Source organism: Mucilaginibacter sp. P4_E8, from assembly GCF_056401495.1.
Genome location: NZ_JBFUJG010000008.1, coordinates 32,024 through 53,452, shown reverse-complemented (window position 1 = coordinate 53,452; position 21,429 = coordinate 32,024). Strand labels below are relative to the sequence as shown.

Below are 21,429 nucleotides of genomic sequence, written 5' to 3'. Positions count from 1 at the left end.
GTGAGCTTATAAATGAGCGGAAAGTTTAATAAATGGCTGAATCCCCGCGCTGCCGTTCTGGATGCCAACAACGGTTGGGTTGCGTAAACCGGCTATCGATGGGTCGGTATAGTCTCCTACCACATTAAACAAGTTGTTTACACCTACGGTTCCCTGCAGTTTAGCGGTAAATTTATATCCTACCGATAGGTCTGTAATCCATATCGGTTTCAGGTTTTGGTAAAAATATACCGGATTCAGCGGATCAGCTGCACTAAGCAGGGAGGCTGTGGTTACCTTGCCAAAGTATACGGTACGGAGCAGGAAGGTAAATTTATCCAGACTATAAATACCTTGCAGGTTGATCTTTTGTGCCGGGATATTGGTCGTCACCCTCGCCCGCTCACCCGGGCTTAATATCACGTTCTTATAAGCTTCCAGTCCTTTTGGTGTATTTACTTTGGTCACCTCGTTTTTGGAAAAGTTCCCGCCAAACAGGAAGTTGATATTGCCTTTATCCAATAATACCTTATAACTGCCGGTAAATTCCACCCCTTTGGTACGGGTGCTGAATTCATTATAAAAGAAGTTAGCCTGGGCCGCTCCTGTCTGCTGGAAAAGAGTTTTAACATCTGCCGGAAGATTGGTATCAGAGGAGGTAAAGTTACCGGTATTACCCACCCTGTTATCAATATTGATCAGGTAAGCATCTACGGTTAATTCCACATTACTACCCGGAGCAGAGGTTAAACCTAAAGCATATCCTTTTGATTTTTCAGGCGTTAATTTAGGGATACCTAATGCTCTTGCAGCAGCACTTTGATTTGAAGCAGTTAAAATATCAACTCCCCGGCCCTGTTGAAACGTGGTGGAAACAGAGGTATAATAGGACTGTGCCAGGTCTGGCGCTCTGAAGCCTGTATTAGCCGATCCGCGGATATTCAGCCATCTCGCAAAACTGTAGCGGGTGGCAGCCTTCCAGGTAAACACATTGCCGAAGTCAGAAAAATATTCAGCGCGGCCGGCACCGGATACCAGCCATTCTTTGGTTACGTTCAGTTCCACATCTGCATAGCCGGCGGTTATAGAACGGCTTACATTCACCGCGTTCTCTGGCCGAAAACCTAAATGGATCTGTGAACCTGCCGCCAGGCCGTTCAGGGAAGTAACACCCGCGTTGGATAAATATGGAATACCCCCTATGGTAGTATCCACATCCACAATAGTACGCTGGTCTGCCTTGGAATAAGAGCCTTCTTCACCAGCGATGATCTGGAAGCTTTCAATCCGGTGCTGTGCGCCAAAGGCCACGTTCAACCCTTTTAAAACCTTTTCGAAGTAGCGGTTAAAGTCGAGCCCAGTAGTGTTTTGACCGGCGTTATATCTGCCAGCGTCAAAACTGGTCGGGCTTTTTAGTCCCAGGCTCGCATTCAAGGAATTGTCTACCCGGTTACTGAAACTGTTCTTTCCAAATACGTTGGATAGGTCTACATTCCAGTCCCCTACTTTACCTTTTATACCCACAGCTATAGAGCCATCAACTATATTATTTTCCATGGCTGGTAAAAAACCATCCGGGTATATAAAATTATTGTTCCGCGATGTCCAGCCAGGTAAGCGATAAACGGCTGTAAACTGGGAATTGCGACTACTGATACCGCCAAATGCGTATATATCGGTAGTCTTATTCAATGGGAAGCCCGCGTTAAAGGACAGCAATGCATCCTGACCAGGGTTAGATCCACCACCGCGCTGGTCAAAAAAATGACGATCAATACCCCGGCTTTTTAAAATAGCATCATCAATTTCCTTGGTATAAATAGCATCATAGGCACGGGTATTGGCACCGCCGCCATAAATAGGGCCGTTGTATAATCCGGCATCGGCCTTTCCGGCTGGCAGCGCAATAGCCTGCGTGGCGTATTCGGCAGTGGCATTGATATAGCCACCTGTACTGCCTAAACCAACACCATAATTAACGCTGGTACGGGTTGTTGCCCCATCCCCGCGCCTACGGGTGCTGCCTGATGTAGTAACAGCCAGGTCATCTGTTTTTTTCTTGAGAACGATATTGATCACGCCCGCAATGGCGTCGGAGCCATATTGGGCCGCTGCACCATCGCGCAGGATCTCAATCCTGTCGATGGAACCCGATGGAATGGAATTTAAGTCATACCCGGTAGACCCATTGCCCAGTCCTCCATAATTTACGTTCGCGCTTTTGTGCCTGCGTTTTCCATTTACCAATACCAATACCTGGTCGGGCCCCAGACCGCGAAGTTGGGCCAGACTTAATGCCGACCCGGCATCCCCTGCATTACTCCCGTTAACGGAGTGAAACGACGGCGAGATGTACTGCAATAGTTGTGTAACACTCACCTGCGGTGCAGATTCCAGTAAGGGTTTAATATCGATCACATCAACAGCAGAGGCCGAATTCAGCTTGGTGCGATTAGCGTTTCGGGAACCAACTATTTGCACCTCATTCAGCGCATTACCAGATAGTTTAAGGGCAATTTTAAATTGTTTTGTACCATCTATCTCAACTTCCTGGCTTTCAAAACCTATAAAGGAGAATACAAGGTATTTGCCGTTGCGTACCACAATTTCAAAGGATCCATCGGCTTTGGTTACAGCGCCTTCATTGAGACCTTTGATCCTTACAGAAACCCCGGGAAGCGGGGCCTGATCATCGGCAGAGGTAACCACACCTCCAACCGTTCGTTTTTGCGCGAATACGTTTTGCCCATAGGTAAGGCTAAAAATTATCAGCAAGAGTATAATTTTCTTCATTTCACAATAGTTTTAGACAAAGCAGTGGCTATAGTGGGTGCTTTTACTGACCCACATGCACAGTCAATGTCCGTGATTAATTAATTATTTAATTGGGGGATTATTTTCAGTTTGAAGCCGTTTTTTGCTTAAAGCGGTCGTCGGTAAGCGCTTTTAAAAATTCAACCATATCGTTTATTTCTCCGTCGCTTAGGTTCAAAGGCTTATCCAATGACAGATCGCGATTAATGCCATCTTTTACTATTGCCGATGGGTTATTGTAATACTCAACCACACTTTTCAATGTTTTAAACTTGCCATTGTGCATATAGGGGGCTGTTACAGCCACATTGCGTAGGCTTGGAATTTTAAATTCGCCGTCCTCAGTTTTGTTTTTGGTAATAACAGACCGGCCGGGATCATTCAGATCTTTACCATTATATAAACCAATGCTCTTGAACCTGTCGGCGGTAAAATCCTCGCCTGAGTGGCAGTTGTTGCAATTGGCCTTACCTATAAACAATAATCGGCCACGCGCTGCCGATGCGGATAAAGCGTTATCATCGCCGTTGATATAGCGGTCATAAGGACTGTTTGACGTTTCGAGCGTACGCTCAAAAGAGGCTATGGCCTTTAACAGATTATCTTTAGTGGGTGTTGATTTAAATATCTTTTGAAATGCATCAGCGTAGTATTTATTTTCGGTTAGTTTTTTTACAGCATCATCCATAGTAAGCCCCATTTCTGTTGCTGATGTTATTGGCCCCATAGCCTGCTCTTCCAATGATGAAGCTCGCCCATCCCAAAAAAGGTGCGGACGACCTGAGAGATTGGTTAAGCCCGGCGAGTTTCTTGAAGTCAGGTTGCCTTTTATACCGACGCTAAAAGTAGCCGTATCGGCAAATGCAAACTCCGGTTTATGGCATGATGAGCAACTGATGGTATTATCGCCAGATAAAATGGGGTCGAAAAATAATTTCTCGCCCAATTGCTCTTTGGTCTGCACATCATCTTTTGTGCCCACAAAACTCATAAAGCTTATCAATGTACTGATAGCTACTATAACCAGAAGTATATTTCCTCTTTTCATATCGTTATGCATTTTTCTTCTTTTGTTAGTTGGTTGGACCTTCGCCGGGGTACCCAATGCGCCCCGGCTCATGATCCGTTTCCAACTTTACACCAGTTTTTAAATGCGCTTATTAGTCAAAACAATGGCCCTCCATCTAAAAGATGGCTTAAGTTTTTATAAAATTTGTATAGTTTACTGCCCCTTATAAAACTTATTGCGCGGTTGCGTTAAGATTTACATTCAGGTCAAAATCATCATAGATCACCTTATCGCCCAGGTTCTCAAAAAAGTTTTTCGAGCGGAATTTGATATCGTATTTGGTACGGTCAATGGTAATTTTAGCGGTGGCATTTAATTTTTTACCATCAATGGCTACAGTAGCCGGGAAACTGACATCATTGGTAATACCTTTTATAGTTAACCGTCCTTTAATATCATACTGGTTCGCACTGGTTTTTGTTGCCGATGTGATAACAAAATTTGCTTTAGGGAATTTTTCAGTACTGAAAAAGGTTTCGCTTTTAAGTGTGCTTATTAGTTTATCATTGGAGGCCTGGTCGGTCAGGTCAGCATCGGTAATAGTATTCAAGTCGATATCAAAAGTTCCGCTTTTTAAAACGTTATTATCAGTTGCAAATAAACCGTTGCTTATCTTAACCTCTCCATTATGGTCGCCGGTTGCTTTTTTGGCCAGCCAGGTAAGCTTACTTCCCTGGTTATCTACCTTAAAGTTTTGCGCCTTGTAATGTTTACCAAAGGTTATAAGCTTAACATTACCTGTTTTAGCATTGGTTGTAGTTTTAGTTGGGATGATAGCGGCAGTGAATGCCGATAATGAAATAATGGCTGTGGAATATACAGCGAAAGTTAATTTAGTCATGGGTGGTATTTATTTATGATGTGATTTAGTAATTGGATATTTACCCGGTAAAGTTTTTATCCTTTACCGGGATTGGTATTTATTTACCTTTTAATGTTTCGTTATTATCCTGAGTTGCGTTTGCTTCACTGGCCGGGACTGGTTCGGCAATGAGCTCATCTAACAGTTTATTGAATTTCTTTTCGTAATCCTGGTAGTATTTGCCGGTAACCGTACCTGTATAGCCTGTATAGATCTCTCTTACATCGCCTTTTCTATCAATAATGATGGTTGTTGGGAAAGCAACAAACTTGTTTAAGGCAGGCAGTTTTTGCGAAACCAGCTTTTTATCGGCCAGGCCGCCAAATACAATATCATACTGGACATTGTATTTTTCTTTCAGCTTGCCTAAAGTGTATTTGGCATACTCCAGACTGTCCTTTTGTTCAAAGCCAATGGCTATAGCCTCCACCCCACGGTTATGGTTTTTGTTGAACCAGGGAGAAAGGAACACGGTTTGATCGGTACAATTTGGGCACCAGGTACCTACAATTTCAATAATGGTTACCTTGCCTTTGTATTTGGCATCGCTCAAAGACACCGGTTTGCCGTTAAGATCAGGAAAGGTAAAATCCAGCTTTTTATAACCCTCTTTCAAGTAGGTTAGCTTATAGGGATCAGGCAGCTCAGCTTTGTCGTCTTTAACCGCGTCAAACTTGGTGTTATCATAAATACCCGATCCTATTTCACCGCTTAGGGTGCCATCAGGATTGATCTTACCTTTGTAGATCTTAGGGCTTGGGCCGGTAAAGCCTGACAGTTCAAACTCATCTCCCTGTACCGTACCCTCCAGTTCGCGGCTATCGCCGGTTACCTGCATAATTACGCCGGTAAGCTTGTTGCCCGTTTGCTTTAAAACGGCAATTTTATTGGGCACCTGGTCTTTCGAGTAAACCTTCAGTTCCCATTTACCGGTAAGGTTGGCGGCTGGAGCTACATCCTTTCCAGGCTCTACAAAACGATAGCTTTTCCCGTATTCGGCAGTGAAAGGCAGTGAATTACCTCTAAACCCCGGTACCAGGCTACGGTATTCGCCGCTTAGTGTTCCGTCCTCTTCAACCTTGGCAACCAGTGCGGCATCATAGGTATTCATTTTAATAAATACCGAATCTTTACCTATTTGCTTTACATGAAAATTGTCCCGGCGGCTTCCATTTAATAAAGTAAATACGGCGTGTTCGGCATCCTTACCCTTCAGCTCAAAGTTAAAAGGCACTTTGGTTTCGGCCACGGTGAAAACACCGCGCCAAACACCTTCTTTGATAAATTTCACCGGTGGATTTTTATCTGCAGCCAAAGCAGCCCCGCTAAACAACAAGCCTATAGACAGGCATTTGAATGATGTAATTAAATTGATGGTTTTCATTTGATAAATTATAAGATCAGTTAATGTTAATTTCCCTGGTGAGCTGTAGGATCGGCAACTGCGGCTGTTTCAGGCGCAGGTTCAGCGAGCAATTGATCCAATAGCTTATTGAATTTCTTTTCATAATCCTCGTGGTATTTACCGGTAACTGTCCCTGTATAGCCGGTGTAGATCTCCCTAACGTCACCTTTCCTATCAATGATGATGGTTGTTGGGAAAGCGATAAACTTGTTCAACGCAGGTAGCTTTTGCGAAACCAATTTTTTATCAGCCAAACCGCCAAACGCGATGTCGTAATTAATGGCATATTTTTCCTTCAGTTTACCTAAAGTATATTTAGCATATTCAAGGCTATCTTTTTGCTCAAAGCCTAATGCTATGGCCTCAACCCCGCGGTTATGGTTTTTATTGAACCATGGCGAAAGGAACACGGTTTGGTCGGTACAATTTGGGCACCAGGTACCAATGATCTCTACAATTACAACTTTGCCTTTGTATTTATTATCGCTTAAGGACACCTGCTTGCCATCAATACCCGGGAAAGAAAAGTCAAGCTTCTTATATCCTTCTTTCAGAAAGGTTAGCTTGTAAGGATCGGGCAGCTCAACATCAGTTTTTTTGGTGGCATCAAACTTTAGGTTTTTATAGATACCAAAGCCTTCCTCGCCGCTGATAGAGCCATCTTCATTTATTTTTCCTTTAATAATGAAGGGGCTTGGGCCGGTAAAGCCACTTAGCGCAAACTCGTCGCCCTGTACTGTTCCTTCCAGCTCGCGGGTATCACCAACTACGGTCATCACCACACCGGTAAGCTTGTTGCCTTTTTGTTTCAGTAATGCGATCGATGCGGGCACCGCCTCCTTACTGTAGGTTTTTATTTCCCATTTACCGGTCAGGTCTGCCTTAGGGGCTACATCTTTACCGGGTTCAACAAAGCGGTAAGTTTTACCGTATTCTGCTGTAAATGGCAGGGAATTGCCCCTGAAACCAGGTACAAGGCTGCGGTATTCGCCGCTGATCTTGCCATCATCTTCAATTTTGGCAACCAGGGCGGCATCATAGGTGTTCATTTTAATGTATACCGAATCGGTGCCGATAAGCTTTACATGGAAATTATCCCGGCGCGAGCCATTGATCAGCGTAAATACAGCGTGTTCGGCATCCTTACCTTTCAGTTCAAAATTAAATGGCACCTGCGATTCACTTACTGTAAATACACCACGCCATTTACCCTCTTTGATGAATTTTGGTTTAGGGTTTTCATGTGCTGATAACACGGTAACGCCGGTAAGCACCAGACCGGCAGAAAGCAGCCTGACTTTGGTTAAATAGTTTGTAATTTTCATTTGTATAAGTTTTAATTGTTGTTAATTGATGATAGTTAGGTGGCGACACAGCGAAAATTTGACAAGAGTTGTCCCCAGGGCTTAAAAGCCCTTAAAAAAACAACAGCAAAATTTCAGGAGATCAGGTTGTTAAAACCAGAAAACATACTGAGCCATACAGCAACATCGTTTAATGGTTGCGGGTTGTACCTGTGGGTGTTGATTGTTAAATGTGTACATGACTGTTAGTTAATTTATATTTCTGAAGCTTTATTGCTTTAGAAAAAAGTTTAGCACTTATTTCAGATTATTGAAAAGTTGCTATAAGATCATCGAGACTTCCTCTCCCTTATTCTTTATAAATCAACTAATTAATGGTGGGGTTAATTAGAATGGTGTAAAGATAGTAATAAATATGATAAATACAATAAAATCTATAGATTAAGTAGAATATTTTTATTTTGTTGACGTTTTTAAGTATTTCTTATCTTGTAAAACGATAAACATCCTGGACTGTACAGCACACGCCTGATTTACCACCATAGCAAAGCAACGCACTTAGTACAGCCAGGATGTATATCTCCGGTTAAGATTTTTGGACCTGAATGTAATAGCGTTTGTTAGCAATAATGGTAACAACAGAAAAGGGTGCCACCATTCTGTTTGCGGGCTTTGGTGAATAGATCTGATTTTGGTTTCATGGTATTTGTTTGTAACGCTGCAGGTCAATTGGTGGCTATTGAACTGCTTTAATAATTAGGTATTTGTTTATATATGATACTATTTTACGGGTATGTTAAACTCCACATCATCCGGCGGCAAGCATTGCTTATCATTACATGCCATAAAATTTATTGTACCGTTAACTGATGCCTGGCCTGATTTAAGTTTTACTTTTTGCTGAAATATAACCGACTGTTCAAAGTATTGCACATTCATGCTGAATGACTTTTCATATTTGCTTACAGGCTTGGGTTCAGTTGTATTGCCTACTACAATGTAGTTATCGTTTTTTTCAAACTTTAGCGAGGTCTTTATCGGCCCGCCATCGGCAAGATGCTGCGAATAAATATGCCAGCCTTTATCAATGGTAGCTTTTATAAATATTATGGCCTGCTCACTATCAATCTTTTTAGCAGCATATGACCATTTTACGGGTGTAAGGATCTGCGAAAATGCAGCAGTACTGAGGATAAAGGATAAAGCGGTAAGTATTAGTTTTTTCATTTGGTAAGATGCAGGTGATAATGATGGTATTATAATTAATTGTATCCAAATTTTTGTTTGCGGTATCAACAACACATTATGGCATCATTACGAAATGACTGATAAGTTTCGGAAGACAAGTAATAAAGTCTGTTCATGTGTATTCAGTTTATTTAATGTTCATTAACACTTACCTAAAAAGAGAGCCGGAGAGAAAACCTGCAGAATTCTGTACCAACTTATCTATCCCCCATTTCGGGAGCAGGAATTAGCACCTTTTACTAAATCTGAGATTCATGGTATAGGTTGCCAAGACGTCATGGGGCCTTTCCCTCTGTCTTTCTGGATAAGTATAAAAGAACGTGATGCTGCAAATATATATTAAAAACTATAATTCCTATAGACTTTATATATTTTATTTCTTATCATTGCCAACAGGTTATCGTAATTTAAAGTAGCACCTTAAATAATTTCTTAATACACTTAGTCTATTATCCAAAATGCCAGATCAAAAATCAAAACAAACGGCCCTTGGCGATGTAGCCGCCAGGCAGTTAGCCGTAGCAACCCGCACCGTGCCCCAGTTATCAACCATTACACCACGATGGTTAACCCATTTACTGAATTGGATCCCGGTTGAATCGGGCGTTTATCGTTTAAACAAAGTGGTACACGCGAACAATGTAGAAGTGGATTGCTCGTCGCGCGATGAACGTGAACTGCCATCAACCTTTGTAGATTACGAGGAAAATCCCAGGGAATATAACCTGAGCGCGGTAAACACGGTACTGGATGTGCATACCCGTGTGTCAGACTTGTACAGCAAACCTTACAACCAAATCAGCGAACAGTTACGGCTTACCATTGAGATCGTTAAGGAGCGGCAGGAAAGTGAACTTATTAACAACCCTGAATACGGGCTACTGAGCAGTATTTCCCCATCGCAAAAAATTAAAACCAGGCTGGGTCCCCCTACCCCTGATGACCTGGACGAACTGATCACTAAGGTTTGGAAAGAGCCCGGCTTCTTCTTGTTGCACCCACTGGCTATAGCAGCCTTCGGTCGCGAATGTACCCGCCGTGGCGTACCACCGCCTACGGTTTCACTATTCGGCTCGCAGTTTATTACCTGGAGAGGGATCCCGCTTATCCCTTCGGATAAACTGCCCATCGTAAAAAATAAATCAAAGATCATATTGTTAAGGACAGGCGAAAGCCGTCAGGGTGTTGTAGGCTTGTTCCAGCCTGGTCTTCCGGGCGAGCAGTCACCGGGTTTATCTGTCCGCTTTATGGGTATAAATAACAAAGCAATTGCCTCATACCTGGTTTCGCTTTATTGCTCTTTGGCGGTATTGGTTGATGACGCTATTGCTGTTTTAGAGGATGTTGATTTAGGCAATTACCATGAGTACAAATATTAATCAGGATAACTTACCCAACCCACGGGAGCTGGAGCAACTGGCTAACCAGTTCTTTAAATCGGGACCAGGAGGCTTTGTAAACCAATTACCGGTTCAACAAGCTCCTGAATCTTTTTCATCACCAGGCAATATAGCTGATGAGGGTTTATTTAACCCGTTGCAGCATGTAAATACCCCTGTACAATCAATTCCTTCAAGTACAATTGGAGGTGGTGGTATTTCGCCATCTGCCATTAACCAGAATAATGCAGTAAACTTAAAGGATCCGCAAACCAGCTTTGCCGATCCTAACTTAAGTAATCATTCTAATTCGTCAGCGCCTGTTGCGGGTAGTACCCCTACTGCTTTTGGAGGGCAATTGCCTACGCAACCTGGTTTTAGTTATGAATCATACCTGGCGAAAACTGATCTTATACCGGATGTAGCTTTAAAACAAAGCTTCCCGGTTGAGCAACTTTCACCTGCTCCTGAAAGCTTGTTCCAGCTACCATACCAGCAGGATCAGGCTTTTGATATCGATCTGAAGAAGATATTGAGCAACATTAATACATCGGGGCCTTCAAACGCATTACCATTTGCCGGTGCGCCTGCTGCTACCGAAATTCCGTTTTATTTTTTATCAGATAACCATGGATTACCTGTGGTAAAATCAGATCAGGAAAAGGTCAGGCAGGCCGGTATCAGCAATATTATTAGTCCGCCGTTTGATGTAAACCTGGTGAGGCGTGACTTTCCCATATTACAGGAACAGGTGAACGGAAAACAGCTCATATGGCTGGATAACGCGGCTACCACCCAAAAGCCTAAACAGGTAATTGACCGCATCAGCTATTTTTATGAGCACGAAAACTCCAACATACACCGGGCAGCACATGAACTGGCGGCAAGGGCAACCGATGCTTATGAAGGCGCACGCAAAAAGGTACAGACCTTTTTAAATGCCGGCTCCATAAACGAGATCATTTTTGTGCGTGGCGCAACCGAAGCCATTAACCTGGTGGCCAAAAGCTGGGGCGAGCAAAACCTGCACACAGGCGATGAGATCATTGTGAGCCACCTGGAACACCATGCCAACATTGTTCCATGGCAGCAATTAGCTGCTAAAAAGAATCTTACAATAAAAGTTATTCCTGTGGATGATGACGGGCAGGTATTAATAGATGAATATGTAAAACTCCTGGGGCCCAAAACCAAACTGGTGTCATTTACCCAGGTATCTAATGCTTTGGGTACGGTTACGCCGGCCGCGCTAATTATTCATTTAGCGCATTTGGCAGGCGCTAAAGTATTGGTTGATGGCGCACAATCTGTTTCGCACATGCCTGTAGATGTAAGGGCATTGAATGCCGACTGGTTTGTATTCTCGGGTCATAAAGTATTCGGGCCTACCGGTATTGGTGTACTTTATGGTAAGGAAGATCTGTTAAACGAAACCCAACCCTGGCAGGGAGGTGGCAATATGATTAAGGATGTAACTTTTGAGCACACCCAATACCATGACGCACCCAGCCGCTTTGAAGCGGGTACAGGTAACATTGCCGACGCGGTTGGTTTAGGCGCGGCAATTGATTATGTAAGCCGCTTAGGGATGCCACTTATAGCCCAATATGAGCATTATCTGTTAGTTTATGCCACTCAGTTGTTAAAAGAGGTTAAAGGCATTCGTCTGATAGGTACAGCGCCAGATAAGGCCAGTGTTTTATCATTCGTGTTGGATGGCTTCAAAACCGAAGAAGTTGGAGCTGCATTGAACCAGCAAGGCATCGCTGTACGTTCGGGCCACCATTGTGCTCAGCCTATATTGCGGCGCTTTGGGGTTGAAAGTACGGTAAGGCCGTCACTGGCATTTTATAATACCTGTGCCGAAATTGATCTGTTGGTGAACACGCTTCATAGCCTTAAAAGATAAGCTACGATATGAAAGATGATAAATTCGACAGCTTTATAGAATTGCTTTATCAAACGCATAAGGCAGAATGGGAAGCTACGCCTAAGATCAGGCAATGTGTTGGTTGGTTGTCTGACCTTTTTGAATTTCTGTTTCCAAATAATCATGCAAATAAACTCTCAATTTACGGTGGTCACCTTAAAAAGAACCAGATAGACCTTGAAAATATATTGTTAAGTTATCTCGACCCAAATGATATTGATATTGAGAAAGCTGTTGACCTATTTTATGATTCATTGGATGAAATTTACCAGGACCTGCGACTGGATGCTTCGATGATCTATGATAAGGACCCGGCAGCCCTCAGTGTACACGAGGTAATTGTATCCTATCCTGGTTTTTATGCCATTGCTGTTTACCGCATCGCTCATAAACTTACACAAGCTGCTATACCCATTTTACCCAGGATACTGTGCGAACATGCTCATGGAAAAACAGGTGTTGACATCCATCCTAAGGCCAGCATCGGTGTACCCTTTTGTATTGATCACGGCACCGGTATTGTAATAGGTGCAACAAGTATCATTGGCAAATATGTTACTATATATCAAGGGGTAACATTAGGAGCTTCGCAGGTTAGTAAAGAGCTTTCAGAAACAAAAAGGCATCCCACCGTAGAAGACAACGTGATCATTTATGCCCGCAGCACCATATTGGGAGGGCGAACGGTAATTGGACACCATAGTGTAATTGGTGGCAGTGTATTCTTAACAAAAAGCGTGCAGCCCTACTCCCATGTTTTTAACACACACCAATTAAGGATTGAAGTAAAAGAGGGCTTACAGTAATACTTATCAGATCATGGTTTCCAAACTCAGTTCATCAGAGATAGTCCACTTTTTAATTATCCTGTTAATCATACTTATCCCGGCAAGACTGTTGGGTGAGTTGTGCCGCAGGTACAAACTACCGGCTATCATTGGCGAAATTTTTGCAGGTATTATTGTTGGGCCTACCCTGTTAGGCTTGTTATTTCCTGATCTTTTTAAAGGCGTCTTTTTATCAGCACCCCACGCCTTTGAGGCATTTGATGGCATCGCCAATATTGGTATCATTTTACTGATGTTCATTGCCGGCTTTGAGGTTGACCTTAAACAGATCCGTCAAAACGGCAAACAGGCTATCAGCATCAGCCTAACGGGGATTATATTTCCATTTGCCATAGGTTTTGCCGCCGTATGGTTCCTGTACCAAAGCCATTTTGCAAACGGGTTTAATAACCAGCTGGTCACCTCCTTGTTTTTTGGCACAGCACTTTCCATTACAGCGCTTTCTGTAATTACTAAGATCTTGCTTGATCTGGATATTTTAAATACCCGAATAGGCAACATCGTACTTACCGCTGCTATGGTTGATGACTTTTTAGGTTGGATATTATTTTCAGTAATCATCCAGCTTATGAATGTGGGTAAAGAAGAAGCCTCATTTTGGTCGGTAAGTATAGTGGTGCTTTATGCTATTTTTATGCTTACCGGAGGCCGCTGGCTGATGCATAAGCTTTTGGCTTTTGCCGGCAAAAGCCAAAAGCCCGGCCGGGTACTAACCATGGCGGTTTGCTTATGCCTCATCAGTGCGTGTATTACCGAAAGCCTGGGCGTCCGTGGGGTGTTCGGCGCTTTTTTGGTTGGAGTTGGCATTAATGATTCGGAATATTTTACCGAGAAGCATAAGCACGTTCTTCACCAATTTACCATCAATGTGCTGGCGCCGCTGTTTTTCGCATCGGTTGGATTACGACTAAATTTTATTGCCAATTTTAATCTTGAAATAGTTGTTATCATTCTGGTAATTGCCTGTCTGGCCAAACTTATTGGTGCCGGTATAGGCAGCGCTATGAGCGGCATGTCAAAAAATGAATCCATAGCCGTGGCTTTCGGTATGAACGCGCGGGGATCACAGGAAATCGTATTAGGTTTACTTGCCTTACAGGCAAAGATCATCAGTGAACCGGTTTTTGAAGGCCTGGTGGTAATGACAGTAGTTACCATGATCATCTCCGGCCCTATCATGAAGCACTATTTTTTAAAGGAGCAAAAATCACAATTAATCGTATCAAATTTATACAATTCAAATAAAGTTTAGTAGCAGCATTAAGCGTTATGTACTTCTTTTCTCCGGGTCCAGAAATAAATAGCGCCAAACAGTGTTACAATGGCAAGCACAGCACCGAACTCATCTATGAAATAATTTGTTCGGCTATTGTTAACGATGGTTAATGGTGTAAAAAAAGACTGGACAAATAAGTTGTGGCTGGCATGAAGCATAACGCCTGTCCATAAACTTCCTGATTTCAACCTGAACCAGGTATAGATAAAGCCTTCGCTAACCACCGCTATGGTAAAACAGGTCAACCCATACCAAATTGGAGTGCCCCCGTTATAGTGTCCCCAGATAATTAGGGGGTAATGCCATAAGGCCCAGATGATACCGCTAATCAATGACGTATAGGTATAACCGGTGACTTTGTTTAAATGAGGTACTAAAAACCCGCGCCAACCTATCTCTTCACCTAACGCAGTAGCCATGCTTCCAAACATGCCAATAACGCCGTTGACCACAAAAAACAAGGCGATGAACACCCCCGGAGACAGGTTACTCCAACCTAAAGATTTTGCTGCTTCAGTGACAAAGGTCTTATTGTAAAACCCTCCCCAACCCGTTAACCATATGATCAGATAAGCGATCAGTGAATAGGCTAAAGGAATGATGTAGGCCCATACCAGATATTTTGCCTTACCCCATTGCCAGGCCAGATCGCTTATTTTATAATTCAGGATCTTACAGGTCAGCCAGGTAGCCAATGCCGGGCACCACATGATGCCATAGCCATATATTCTGCCGCCTATCCTGCCTTCGCCTGAGTGAACCGTTAATATCCAGACAACTGTGCTAAAGGCTAAAGTCAAAATCAGAAATATTCCGATAGTTTTTTTGCTTTGCGATTTAGAGATATCCATTTGTGTTTATATAGTATTTGTAAAGATTTGTATTAATTAATATCTGGAGTCTATCCTTTAACCGACGGGGTCACTTAAGCAAGAAACTCTTCCAGGGCTTTATTAAACGCTTCCGGCCTTTCCATCATCGGGGCATGTCCGCACTCTTTCAGCATAACCAATTCCGAGTTTGGCAAGTTGTCCTTAAATTGCCGGGCAACTGCAGGAGGTGTGATGAGATCGTCATTGCCCCATATTAATAATGCCGGCGTTTTAATTTCAGGAAGGCGTGCAAGCACATGATCCCGCTGGGTTGACTTCGCGGCTTTGATAATGCTTAAACATTTGTAAGCATCGGTCGTGGTCTGCATCACCTCTGCAACCAGTTCATCGGTAGCAACAGCAGGATCAAAAAATGTCGCGGCGACCCTTTCTTTGATGTATGTATAGTTTCCGCGTTTCAAATAACTCCCCATCTGCGTATTTTCATAAAGTCCGGAACTGCCTGTTAACACTAATTTTGCGACGTTCCCGGGGTGACGGTGGGCGTACCGTATAGCAATATGTCCGCCGAGCGAATTCCCAACAAGGATAACATTCTTCAGTTTTTTTGAGGTGATCATCAATTCTAAATATTCAATAAGATACTCCACCGTATCACCTTTATGCTTTTCATATAATGGCAGTACCGGAACATGAATATCGAACCTGCTTTCGAAATATTTAATAACACCATTCCAGTTACTTAGGCCGCCAAACAGGCCGTGGAGTAAAATCATGCTTTGCTTCATCGTTTTTTAGCCAAAGTTATCGCAGAAGCAAAACCTGAATTTGTGATCTCAGTCACAAAAACTCCCGGGCTTTTTTAACAAAAATAAACGCGCCCGACTTACAGCCTCCCGGCTGATGTAAAGATAACGCGCTATATTGGTCAGCGATATTTTCTGTATGATCGCTGGGCGGCGTTCAAGCAGATAGCGGTACCGCCCCAAAGGGCTCTTTAATGACAGGATATGCTGGTGCTCGGATTGCTGCTCCGAAATTTCCCGGTATAACTGCAGATTAACATGAAGCAAATTCATGTGCAGGTCATAAAGGGGCTGCAATTTTTTAATATTTATTTTCAGGATCACCGCTTCCTCAAGCGCAATAATGCTTACAGCAGAAGGCGCTCCCTGGTTATAGCTTTCGCAGTTTGCCAGGAAGTCGTTCGCAAAGCCAAACTTGATGATCTTTTCATTTCCGTCCTCGTCCTGAATTGAAAATTTGAACAGCCCTGAAATAATAAACGCTGAGTAACGGGCAACCTTACCATATTTTAAAAAGGGTTCACCTTTCCGGATGCGCTTAATAGTAGCCATACGGTCCAGCAACCGCCATTCTTCATCGGTTACTACAGGATATTTGATTTTCAGTTGCTCGTACCAAAAGGGTAATTCGTATTGCATGGAAACTGGGTATTTAATGTGCTATATCATACGGCTGCACGGTCCAACTAAACTTATCCAACCAGTGCAGTAGTGTCTTCAAAAGTAAAATTAAAATAACGCTAATATTTTCACTTAAGTTAAAACTTCACGATGGATATCAAGAGAAATTTGGAGTGGTAAATAAATATCCAAATCAAAATGGTAGCCTCGGCAGGTATCAAAAATGTTTACGCTGTTGATTCAGGTCATTGTCCGATGCTTACCAAGCCGGATGAGGTGACCAGTTTACTTTTACAAATCATCAAATAAAGCTATTATTATAAAGACATCTTCGGAATTTAAATCAACTTTTCTATTAGGCGGTGATCTGGAGATCAACCGCATGGGCTTTGGCGCGATGCGCATTACAAGATCTGCGAAACACCTGCAACATGGGCTTTAATTCATAAAGTCATTTGAATGTTATAATACGGTCTTGTTTGCCCAAACGGGTAGAAATTGAACATTAACCCAGCCATTTTAACTTAAGTGAAAAATCAGGCCGCCGATTGCGCTGACTTTTGATTCAATAAATCATTTATACAAATTATTGAATCGTCATGAAAACAAATTTGAAATCAAAATTATGGACCGGCCTGATCGTATTAACTGCTTTCGTGGGCCTGAACGTCAATCAGGCAGCGGCACAGGATGTTGCCCCAACCGAGACCACCACATTGAAACAGGGCGAAAAAGCCCCCGATTTCACGCTGATGGATCAGAACGGGAAGCCTTTCAAACTCGCCAAATATCTTGGAAAAAAGAAAGTGGTGATCTTTTTCTATCCAAAGGATGAAAGCCCCGTTTGCACCAAAGAGGCCTGCGCGTTTCGTGACGCTTATGCCAAATACAATGATGCAAATGCCCTGGTGATCGGGATCAACAATGGTACTGTTGCCAGTCACAAAGCCTTTGCTACAAAAGAGCACTTGCCATTCACTTTGCTGAGTGACCCGGAGAATAAAGTATTGAACTCTTACGGCGTAAAAGAACAAGCTTTTGGCGAAATGAAAGTAAGCGGCCGCGAAACATTTGTTATTGGCCTTGACGGAAATGTAGCCTACAGCTTCAGGGATTTTATGAAGGGAGATGAACACTCAAAACAGGTTTTAAGCTATTTGACAAGCAAGTAGTGTTTAATGTTTGATGTGAAAAACCGCTTACAGCAATGTAGCGGTTTTTTTTTGACCGTTTGATTACAACCATATTAACTATAGTGAAAATTTCGCTACTCAGCCAGCAGCAATTTTGTAGCGGCGGCAGCGCCGTCCTAAAAGATCAAACAATGAAAAAATTAATTTTACTATGGCTTTGCCTGTTTTCGCTGCAGGCCTTCGCCAAAATTGATACGCCTGTGCACTGGAAGTTTGCTTCCACTAAAATAGATCAGGACAAATATGCCGTTTCATTTACTGCGAACATTGACAACAAGTGGCATTTGTACTCGCAATTTCTTAAAAGCGGCGGACCGGTTCCTACCTCGTTCAAGTTCGACCAAACACGGGGCCTGTCGCTGGCCGGCAAGGTGACCGAAAAGCCGGCAGCTTTAAGCGGGTTTGACCAGTCCTTTCAAATGACGATCCGCTATCATGAGCACCAGGTTACTTTTACACAAATCGTCAATACCAAAGATACGGGTGCCCATTTGACCGGTTCATTGAACTATATGGTTTGCAGCGGTCAAAAATGCCTGCCGCCAAGCGATGTAAGTTTTGACATTCCGGTTACAGGGAACGGGCAAATACTCTTAGGGGGTAGCCCGGCGAAGGCTGCCCGCAACAACCCGCAGGCCTTAAAAGCAGCCGCCACGAAAAATGCAGCGAGCGACGATCATTCGCTTTTGGCCATCTTCCTGGCAGGTTTTGTTGGTGGTTTGGCTGCGTTCTTTCTTCCCTGCATTTACCCGATGGTTCCGCTAACCGTTTCATTTTTCACAAAAAGGTCCGGCACACGGTCACAGGGTATCAAGGCTGCTGTCATCTATGGGTTATCTATCATCACCATTTATGTGGGCCTTGGCCTGCTGATCACAGAAATCTTTGGTGCGTCAGCGCTGAACGAAGCGGCGAGCAGCGCTGCATTTAATTTGTTATTTTTCGTCATCCTGATTGTCTTTGCACTATCTTTTCTTGGTGCTTTCGAGATTACGCTGCCGTCATTTTTCGTCAATAAGATGGATGAGAAATCAGAAAGCGGCGGTTGGATCGGCCTGTTTTTCATGGCGTTCACGCTTGCACTGGTATCATTTTCATGTACCGGGCCGCTGATCGGCACACTGCTGGTTGAAGCGGTAAGCAAGGGCACTTATCTCGGGCCGGCACTCGGCATGTTCGGGTTCTCCTTTGCTTTGGCGCTGCCGTTCACTGCTTTCGCCATATTTCCATCGTGGCTGAAAGCATTGCCAAAGTCTGGCGGCTGGCTGAATTCAGTTAAAATCGTGCTTGGATTACTGGAACTGGCGCTTGCCTTCAAATACCTGACGAACGTTGACCTGGCCTATCACTGGGGGCTAATCAGCCGAGACCTGTTCCTGATGATCTGGATCATCATTTTTGGTGTGCTTGCATTTTATCTTCTGGGTAAGATCAGGTTGAGCCATGACACTGAGGTTGGCTCCATACCGCTATTCAGGTTGTTGCTTGCCATGGTAACGCTGGTATTTACGTTATACCTTGTTCCAGGCCTGTTCGGCGCTCCGCTTAAAGGCATCAGCGGATGGCTGCCGCCACAGAGCACACAGCAGTTTTCGCTTACAGGTGCCGGCAACACACCGGGTACAACGCCTTCAACAGGCCATAAATACGCCGGCCTGTTCCATGCTCCCGATAACATCGATGCCTTTTATGATTACGAGGAAGGGCTGGCCTATGCCAAAAAGGTCAACAAACCGGTGCTGCTGGATTTTACCGGCTGGAGCTGCACCAATTGCAGAAAGATGGAAGCATCAGTCTGGTCGGACCCTGAAGTGCTGAAAAGACTCAAAAATGACTATGTACTCATCTCCCTGTACGTGGATGACAGAACAGCCCTTAGTAATTCAGAAAAATATATCTCCAAGGTCTCTGCCAGGTCCATCAATACGCTGGGCCAGAAATGGAGTGACCTCCAGGAGGCCCGGTATAATACGAATGCCCAGCCCTTTTACGTGGTACTGGGACCTGACGGAAAGCCCGCTGCAGAACCCCGCGCCTTCGACCTGGATATAAAAGCTTATACCAATTTTTTAGATCAGGGCATAAACGCAGCAAAAAGAACATCATCAATTCAAAACTTTAATTAATCAAACCTATGAAAAATCAATTGTTCAAATCCCGGATACTGGCCCTGTGCATTGCGCTGTTATCCAGTCTTTATTCGCTACATGCCTCAGCGCAGCAAAAAGGCACAGCGCAGGAAATAAAATTCAGTCAGCAATCCTATAAACAAGTATTGGCAAAAGCTAAGGCAAGCCATAAGCGGGTCTTTGTGGATGCTTATGCGACGTGGTGCGCACCTTGTAAAGAACTCCGTAAAACGACTTTCAGGGATACAAAAGCAGCCGCCTATTTCAATCAGCATTTCATCAATTTCAGCGTGGATGTAGAAAAGGGTGACGGTGTGGAACTGGCGAAAACCTGGCAGGTTGAAGGATTGCCTACGTTGCTTATCGTTGACGAAAATGGTAAGGTAGTCGCCAATCATACCGGCTTTGTTGACGGTAACGGACTGATGCAATTCGCGAAGGAAGCTGCAGACAGCAAAGGCGCTTTAAACAAATAAGCTGATGAAAAAACCAATTTTGTTATCCATAATGCTGCTGGCATTTATCGTTTCGGCCTTTGCAGCTTCTCTTGTAAATAAAAAGCTTGGAGCAACCCCAAGCAAAGCAACCGGTCGTATTGATACGGCGACGTTCGCTTCCGGTTGCTTCTGGTGCGGGGAAGCGAAATTTTCGCAACTGAAAGGTGTGTTGAAAGTGACCTCGGGGTATACCGGCGGCCATGTGGCTGATCCGGACTACGAGCAGGTTTGCACCGGCACCACGGGTCATGCCGAAGCGTTCAACGTGGTTTACGACAGTTCAGTCATTACTTATGACGAGCTGCTGGAAGCCTTCTTCCTGTCCCACGACCCTACGCAGCTCAACCGGCAGGGAAACGACGTAGGAACCCAGTACCGTTCGGCTGTTTTCTACCATAACAAAGCACAGTCAGAAAAAGCATTGTATTATATCCGCAAGTTAACCGAACAAAAGATATATCCCCGGCCGATCGTGACGGAGCTGACAGGTTTTACAGTTTTCTACGAAGCTGAAAGATACCACCAGGAATATTATAAAAAGCACCCCGGGGAGGCCTATTGCCGTTATGTCATCCAGCCTCAGCTGGAAAAGTTCAAGCACATCTTTAAAGAAAAACTCAAACAATGAAAAAGATCCTGATTTATTGTAGCCTGCTGATGCTGCCCAGCCTGAGCAGCTTCGCCCAGAATGAACAATCTGCCCGTGGTCACGAGCGGAATCCATGGTATTCCAACACGGATACGGCCAAACTGACCGTGAGCAATGCAGAATGGAAAAAAGTACTGTCCACCGACGTGTACGCGGTCGCACGCGAAAAAGATACAGAGCGGCCATTCACCGGCAAATATTGGAAAAGCACAACCAGGGGTACCTATTATTGTGCGGTTTGCGGCAATTTACTGTTCCGTTCTGACGCCAAGTTTTCAAGCAGCTGTGGCTGGCCCAGCTTTTACGAGCCGAGCCGGACAACAGCTGTCCGCTATCACACCGATGATTCCTACGGCATGCACCGGACCGAAGTATTGTGCGGGCGGTGTGATTCACATTTAGGCCATATTTTTGACGACGGACCGCCACCCACGCATAAGCGTTTTTGCATGAACTCCGTTTCCCTTGACTTTGACCCTGATGTTAAAAAACACTGATTGTAAGATTATTATCATAATTGGCGCCATTTTAACTTAAGTGAAAATTTCGGGCAATGTAAAGCGGCAACTTTGCTTTACACAAATAAA

The 21,429-nt window shown here is 43.9% G+C and carries 18 protein-coding genes and 2 riboswitches; of the genes, 9 read left to right on the top strand and 9 right to left on the bottom strand.

Going from position 1 to position 21,429, the window contains the following annotated elements; all coding sequences use genetic code 11:
- Positions 1-6: 6 nt before the first annotated feature.
- The 6 genes from AC1DRQ_RS05445 to AC1DRQ_RS05420 all read right to left on the bottom strand — a co-directional run bounded on the left by AC1DRQ_RS05445 (position 7) and on the right by AC1DRQ_RS05420 (position 8,660).
- On the bottom strand, positions 7-2,772 hold the full coding sequence (locus AC1DRQ_RS05445) for a TonB-dependent receptor (protein WP_477422718.1): 2,766 nt from the start codon (positions 2,770-2,772) through the stop codon (positions 7-9).
- A gap of 106 nt (positions 2,773-2,878) precedes the next feature.
- Positions 2,879-3,841 carry a cytochrome-c peroxidase gene (locus AC1DRQ_RS05440; protein WP_477422716.1) on the bottom strand — a complete coding sequence of 321 codons (963 nt, stop codon included), beginning with the start codon at positions 3,839-3,841 and terminating at the stop codon, positions 2,879-2,881.
- Positions 3,842-4,034: 193 nt separating this feature from the next.
- Positions 4,035-4,703 carry a YceI family protein gene (locus tag AC1DRQ_RS05435; protein ID WP_477422714.1) on the bottom strand — a complete coding sequence of 223 codons (669 nt, stop codon included), beginning with the start codon at positions 4,701-4,703 and terminating at the stop codon, positions 4,035-4,037.
- Between the two features lie 79 nt (positions 4,704-4,782).
- A complete protein-coding gene (locus AC1DRQ_RS05430; RefSeq protein WP_429396707.1) occupies positions 4,783-6,108 on the bottom strand; it encodes a peroxiredoxin family protein in 1,326 nt (441 codons plus the stop codon).
- 26 nt (positions 6,109-6,134) lie between these two features.
- The gene (locus AC1DRQ_RS05425; RefSeq protein ID WP_477422711.1) at positions 6,135-7,454 is read right to left on the bottom strand and encodes a peroxiredoxin family protein; all 1,320 of its coding nucleotides are present in this window, start codon (positions 7,452-7,454) and stop codon (positions 6,135-6,137) included.
- Between the two features lie 230 nt (positions 7,455-7,684).
- Positions 7,685-7,798: riboswitch (SAM riboswitch) on the bottom strand.
- Between the two features lie 415 nt (positions 7,799-8,213).
- Positions 8,214-8,660 carry a protein-disulfide reductase DsbD domain-containing protein gene (locus AC1DRQ_RS05420; protein WP_477422709.1) on the bottom strand — a complete coding sequence of 149 codons (447 nt, stop codon included), beginning with the start codon at positions 8,658-8,660 and terminating at the stop codon, positions 8,214-8,216.
- A gap of 215 nt (positions 8,661-8,875) precedes the next feature.
- Positions 8,876-8,992: riboswitch (SAM riboswitch) on the bottom strand.
- 147 nt (positions 8,993-9,139) lie between these two features.
- Between AC1DRQ_RS05420 and AC1DRQ_RS05415 the strand changes: the two genes are divergently transcribed.
- From AC1DRQ_RS05415 to AC1DRQ_RS05400, 4 genes are read left to right on the top strand one after another with little or no spacing between them, the layout of a single operon-like run.
- Positions 9,140-10,060, top strand: a complete 921-nt coding sequence (locus AC1DRQ_RS05415) for a family 2A encapsulin nanocompartment shell protein (RefSeq protein WP_477422707.1) — start codon at positions 9,140-9,142, stop codon at positions 10,058-10,060.
- Positions 10,044-11,969: a family 2A encapsulin nanocompartment cargo protein cysteine desulfurase gene (locus AC1DRQ_RS05410; RefSeq protein WP_477422705.1), complete on the top strand. Its 1,926-nt coding sequence runs from the start codon at positions 10,044-10,046 to the stop codon at positions 11,967-11,969. Before AC1DRQ_RS05415 ends, AC1DRQ_RS05410 begins: the two co-directional genes overlap by 17 nt.
- Positions 11,970-11,977: 8 nt before the next feature.
- Entirely contained in the window at positions 11,978-12,796 is an 819-nt protein-coding gene (locus AC1DRQ_RS05405; RefSeq protein ID WP_477422703.1) for a serine O-acetyltransferase, read from the top strand.
- Between the two features lie 13 nt (positions 12,797-12,809).
- Positions 12,810-14,090, top strand: a complete 1,281-nt coding sequence (locus AC1DRQ_RS05400; protein ID WP_477422701.1) for a cation:proton antiporter — start codon at positions 12,810-12,812, stop codon at positions 14,088-14,090.
- An 8-nt stretch (positions 14,091-14,098) separates the two neighbouring features.
- Here the strand turns inward: AC1DRQ_RS05400 and AC1DRQ_RS05395 are convergent, their stop codons facing one another.
- The 3 genes from AC1DRQ_RS05395 to AC1DRQ_RS05385 form a co-directional block, all read right to left on the bottom strand.
- A complete protein-coding gene (locus tag AC1DRQ_RS05395) occupies positions 14,099-14,965 on the bottom strand; it encodes a CPBP family glutamic-type intramembrane protease (protein WP_477422699.1) in 867 nt (288 codons plus the stop codon).
- Between the two features lie 74 nt (positions 14,966-15,039).
- The gene (locus tag AC1DRQ_RS05390; RefSeq protein ID WP_477422698.1) at positions 15,040-15,735 is read right to left on the bottom strand and encodes an alpha/beta fold hydrolase; all 696 of its coding nucleotides are present in this window, start codon (positions 15,733-15,735) and stop codon (positions 15,040-15,042) included.
- A 48-nt stretch (positions 15,736-15,783) separates the two neighbouring features.
- Entirely contained in the window at positions 15,784-16,392 is a 609-nt protein-coding gene (locus AC1DRQ_RS05385) for a Crp/Fnr family transcriptional regulator (RefSeq protein ID WP_477422697.1), read from the bottom strand.
- A 581-nt stretch (positions 16,393-16,973) separates the two neighbouring features.
- On the opposite strand from AC1DRQ_RS05385, the gene AC1DRQ_RS05380 reads away from it, so the two are divergent.
- The 5 genes from AC1DRQ_RS05380 to msrB all read left to right on the top strand — a co-directional run bounded on the left by AC1DRQ_RS05380 (position 16,974) and on the right by msrB (position 21,339).
- A complete protein-coding gene (locus tag AC1DRQ_RS05380) occupies positions 16,974-17,546 on the top strand; it encodes a peroxiredoxin (RefSeq protein WP_429396688.1) in 573 nt (190 codons plus the stop codon).
- A 152-nt stretch (positions 17,547-17,698) separates the two neighbouring features.
- Positions 17,699-19,693, top strand: coding sequence for a protein-disulfide reductase DsbD family protein (locus AC1DRQ_RS05375; RefSeq protein WP_477422695.1), 1,995 nt, complete (start codon positions 17,699-17,701; stop codon positions 19,691-19,693).
- 8 nt (positions 19,694-19,701) lie between these two features.
- The gene (locus tag AC1DRQ_RS05370; protein WP_477422693.1) at positions 19,702-20,172 is read left to right on the top strand and encodes a thioredoxin family protein; all 471 of its coding nucleotides are present in this window, start codon (positions 19,702-19,704) and stop codon (positions 20,170-20,172) included.
- 4 nt (positions 20,173-20,176) lie between these two features.
- Positions 20,177-20,821 (top strand): peptide-methionine (S)-S-oxide reductase MsrA, encoded by a 645-nt coding sequence (msrA, locus tag AC1DRQ_RS05365; protein WP_477422691.1) that lies wholly within the window; start codon positions 20,177-20,179, stop codon positions 20,819-20,821.
- On the top strand, positions 20,818-21,339 hold the full coding sequence (msrB, locus tag AC1DRQ_RS05360) for a peptide-methionine (R)-S-oxide reductase MsrB (RefSeq protein WP_477422689.1): 522 nt from the start codon (positions 20,818-20,820) through the stop codon (positions 21,337-21,339). Before msrA ends, msrB begins: the two co-directional genes overlap by 4 nt.
- Positions 21,340-21,429: the final 90 nt, after the last annotated feature.

Bases quoted from the DNA above. Each gene is read 5' to 3' on its own strand.
- AC1DRQ_RS05445 (WP_477422718.1), bottom strand. From the start codon at position 2,772: ATGAAGAAAATTATACTCTTGCTGATAATTTTTAGCCTTACCTATGGG.
- AC1DRQ_RS05440 (WP_477422716.1), bottom strand. From the start codon at position 3,841: ATGAAAAGAGGAAATATACTTCTGGTTATAGTAGCTATCAGTACATTG.
- AC1DRQ_RS05435 (WP_477422714.1), bottom strand. From the start codon at position 4,703: ATGACTAAATTAACTTTCGCTGTATATTCCACAGCCATTATTTCATTA.
- AC1DRQ_RS05430 (WP_429396707.1), bottom strand. From the start codon at position 6,108: ATGAAAACCATCAATTTAATTACATCATTCAAATGCCTGTCTATAGGC.
- AC1DRQ_RS05425 (WP_477422711.1), bottom strand. From the start codon at position 7,454: ATGAAAATTACAAACTATTTAACCAAAGTCAGGCTGCTTTCTGCCGGT.
- AC1DRQ_RS05420 (WP_477422709.1), bottom strand. From the start codon at position 8,660: ATGAAAAAACTAATACTTACCGCTTTATCCTTTATCCTCAGTACTGCT.
- AC1DRQ_RS05415 (WP_477422707.1), top strand. From the start codon at position 9,140: ATGCCAGATCAAAAATCAAAACAAACGGCCCTTGGCGATGTAGCCGCC.
- AC1DRQ_RS05410 (WP_477422705.1), top strand. From the start codon at position 10,044: ATGAGTACAAATATTAATCAGGATAACTTACCCAACCCACGGGAGCTG.
- AC1DRQ_RS05405 (WP_477422703.1), top strand. From the start codon at position 11,978: ATGAAAGATGATAAATTCGACAGCTTTATAGAATTGCTTTATCAAACG.
- AC1DRQ_RS05400 (WP_477422701.1), top strand. From the start codon at position 12,810: ATGGTTTCCAAACTCAGTTCATCAGAGATAGTCCACTTTTTAATTATC.
- AC1DRQ_RS05395 (WP_477422699.1), bottom strand. From the start codon at position 14,965: ATGGATATCTCTAAATCGCAAAGCAAAAAAACTATCGGAATATTTCTG.
- AC1DRQ_RS05390 (WP_477422698.1), bottom strand. From the start codon at position 15,735: ATGAAGCAAAGCATGATTTTACTCCACGGCCTGTTTGGCGGCCTAAGT.
- AC1DRQ_RS05385 (WP_477422697.1), bottom strand. From the start codon at position 16,392: ATGCAATACGAATTACCCTTTTGGTACGAGCAACTGAAAATCAAATAT.
- AC1DRQ_RS05380 (WP_429396688.1), top strand. From the start codon at position 16,974: ATGAAAACAAATTTGAAATCAAAATTATGGACCGGCCTGATCGTATTA.
- AC1DRQ_RS05375 (WP_477422695.1), top strand. From the start codon at position 17,699: ATGAAAAAATTAATTTTACTATGGCTTTGCCTGTTTTCGCTGCAGGCC.
- AC1DRQ_RS05370 (WP_477422693.1), top strand. From the start codon at position 19,702: ATGAAAAATCAATTGTTCAAATCCCGGATACTGGCCCTGTGCATTGCG.
- msrA (WP_477422691.1), top strand. From the start codon at position 20,177: ATGAAAAAACCAATTTTGTTATCCATAATGCTGCTGGCATTTATCGTT.
- msrB (WP_477422689.1), top strand. From the start codon at position 20,818: ATGAAAAAGATCCTGATTTATTGTAGCCTGCTGATGCTGCCCAGCCTG.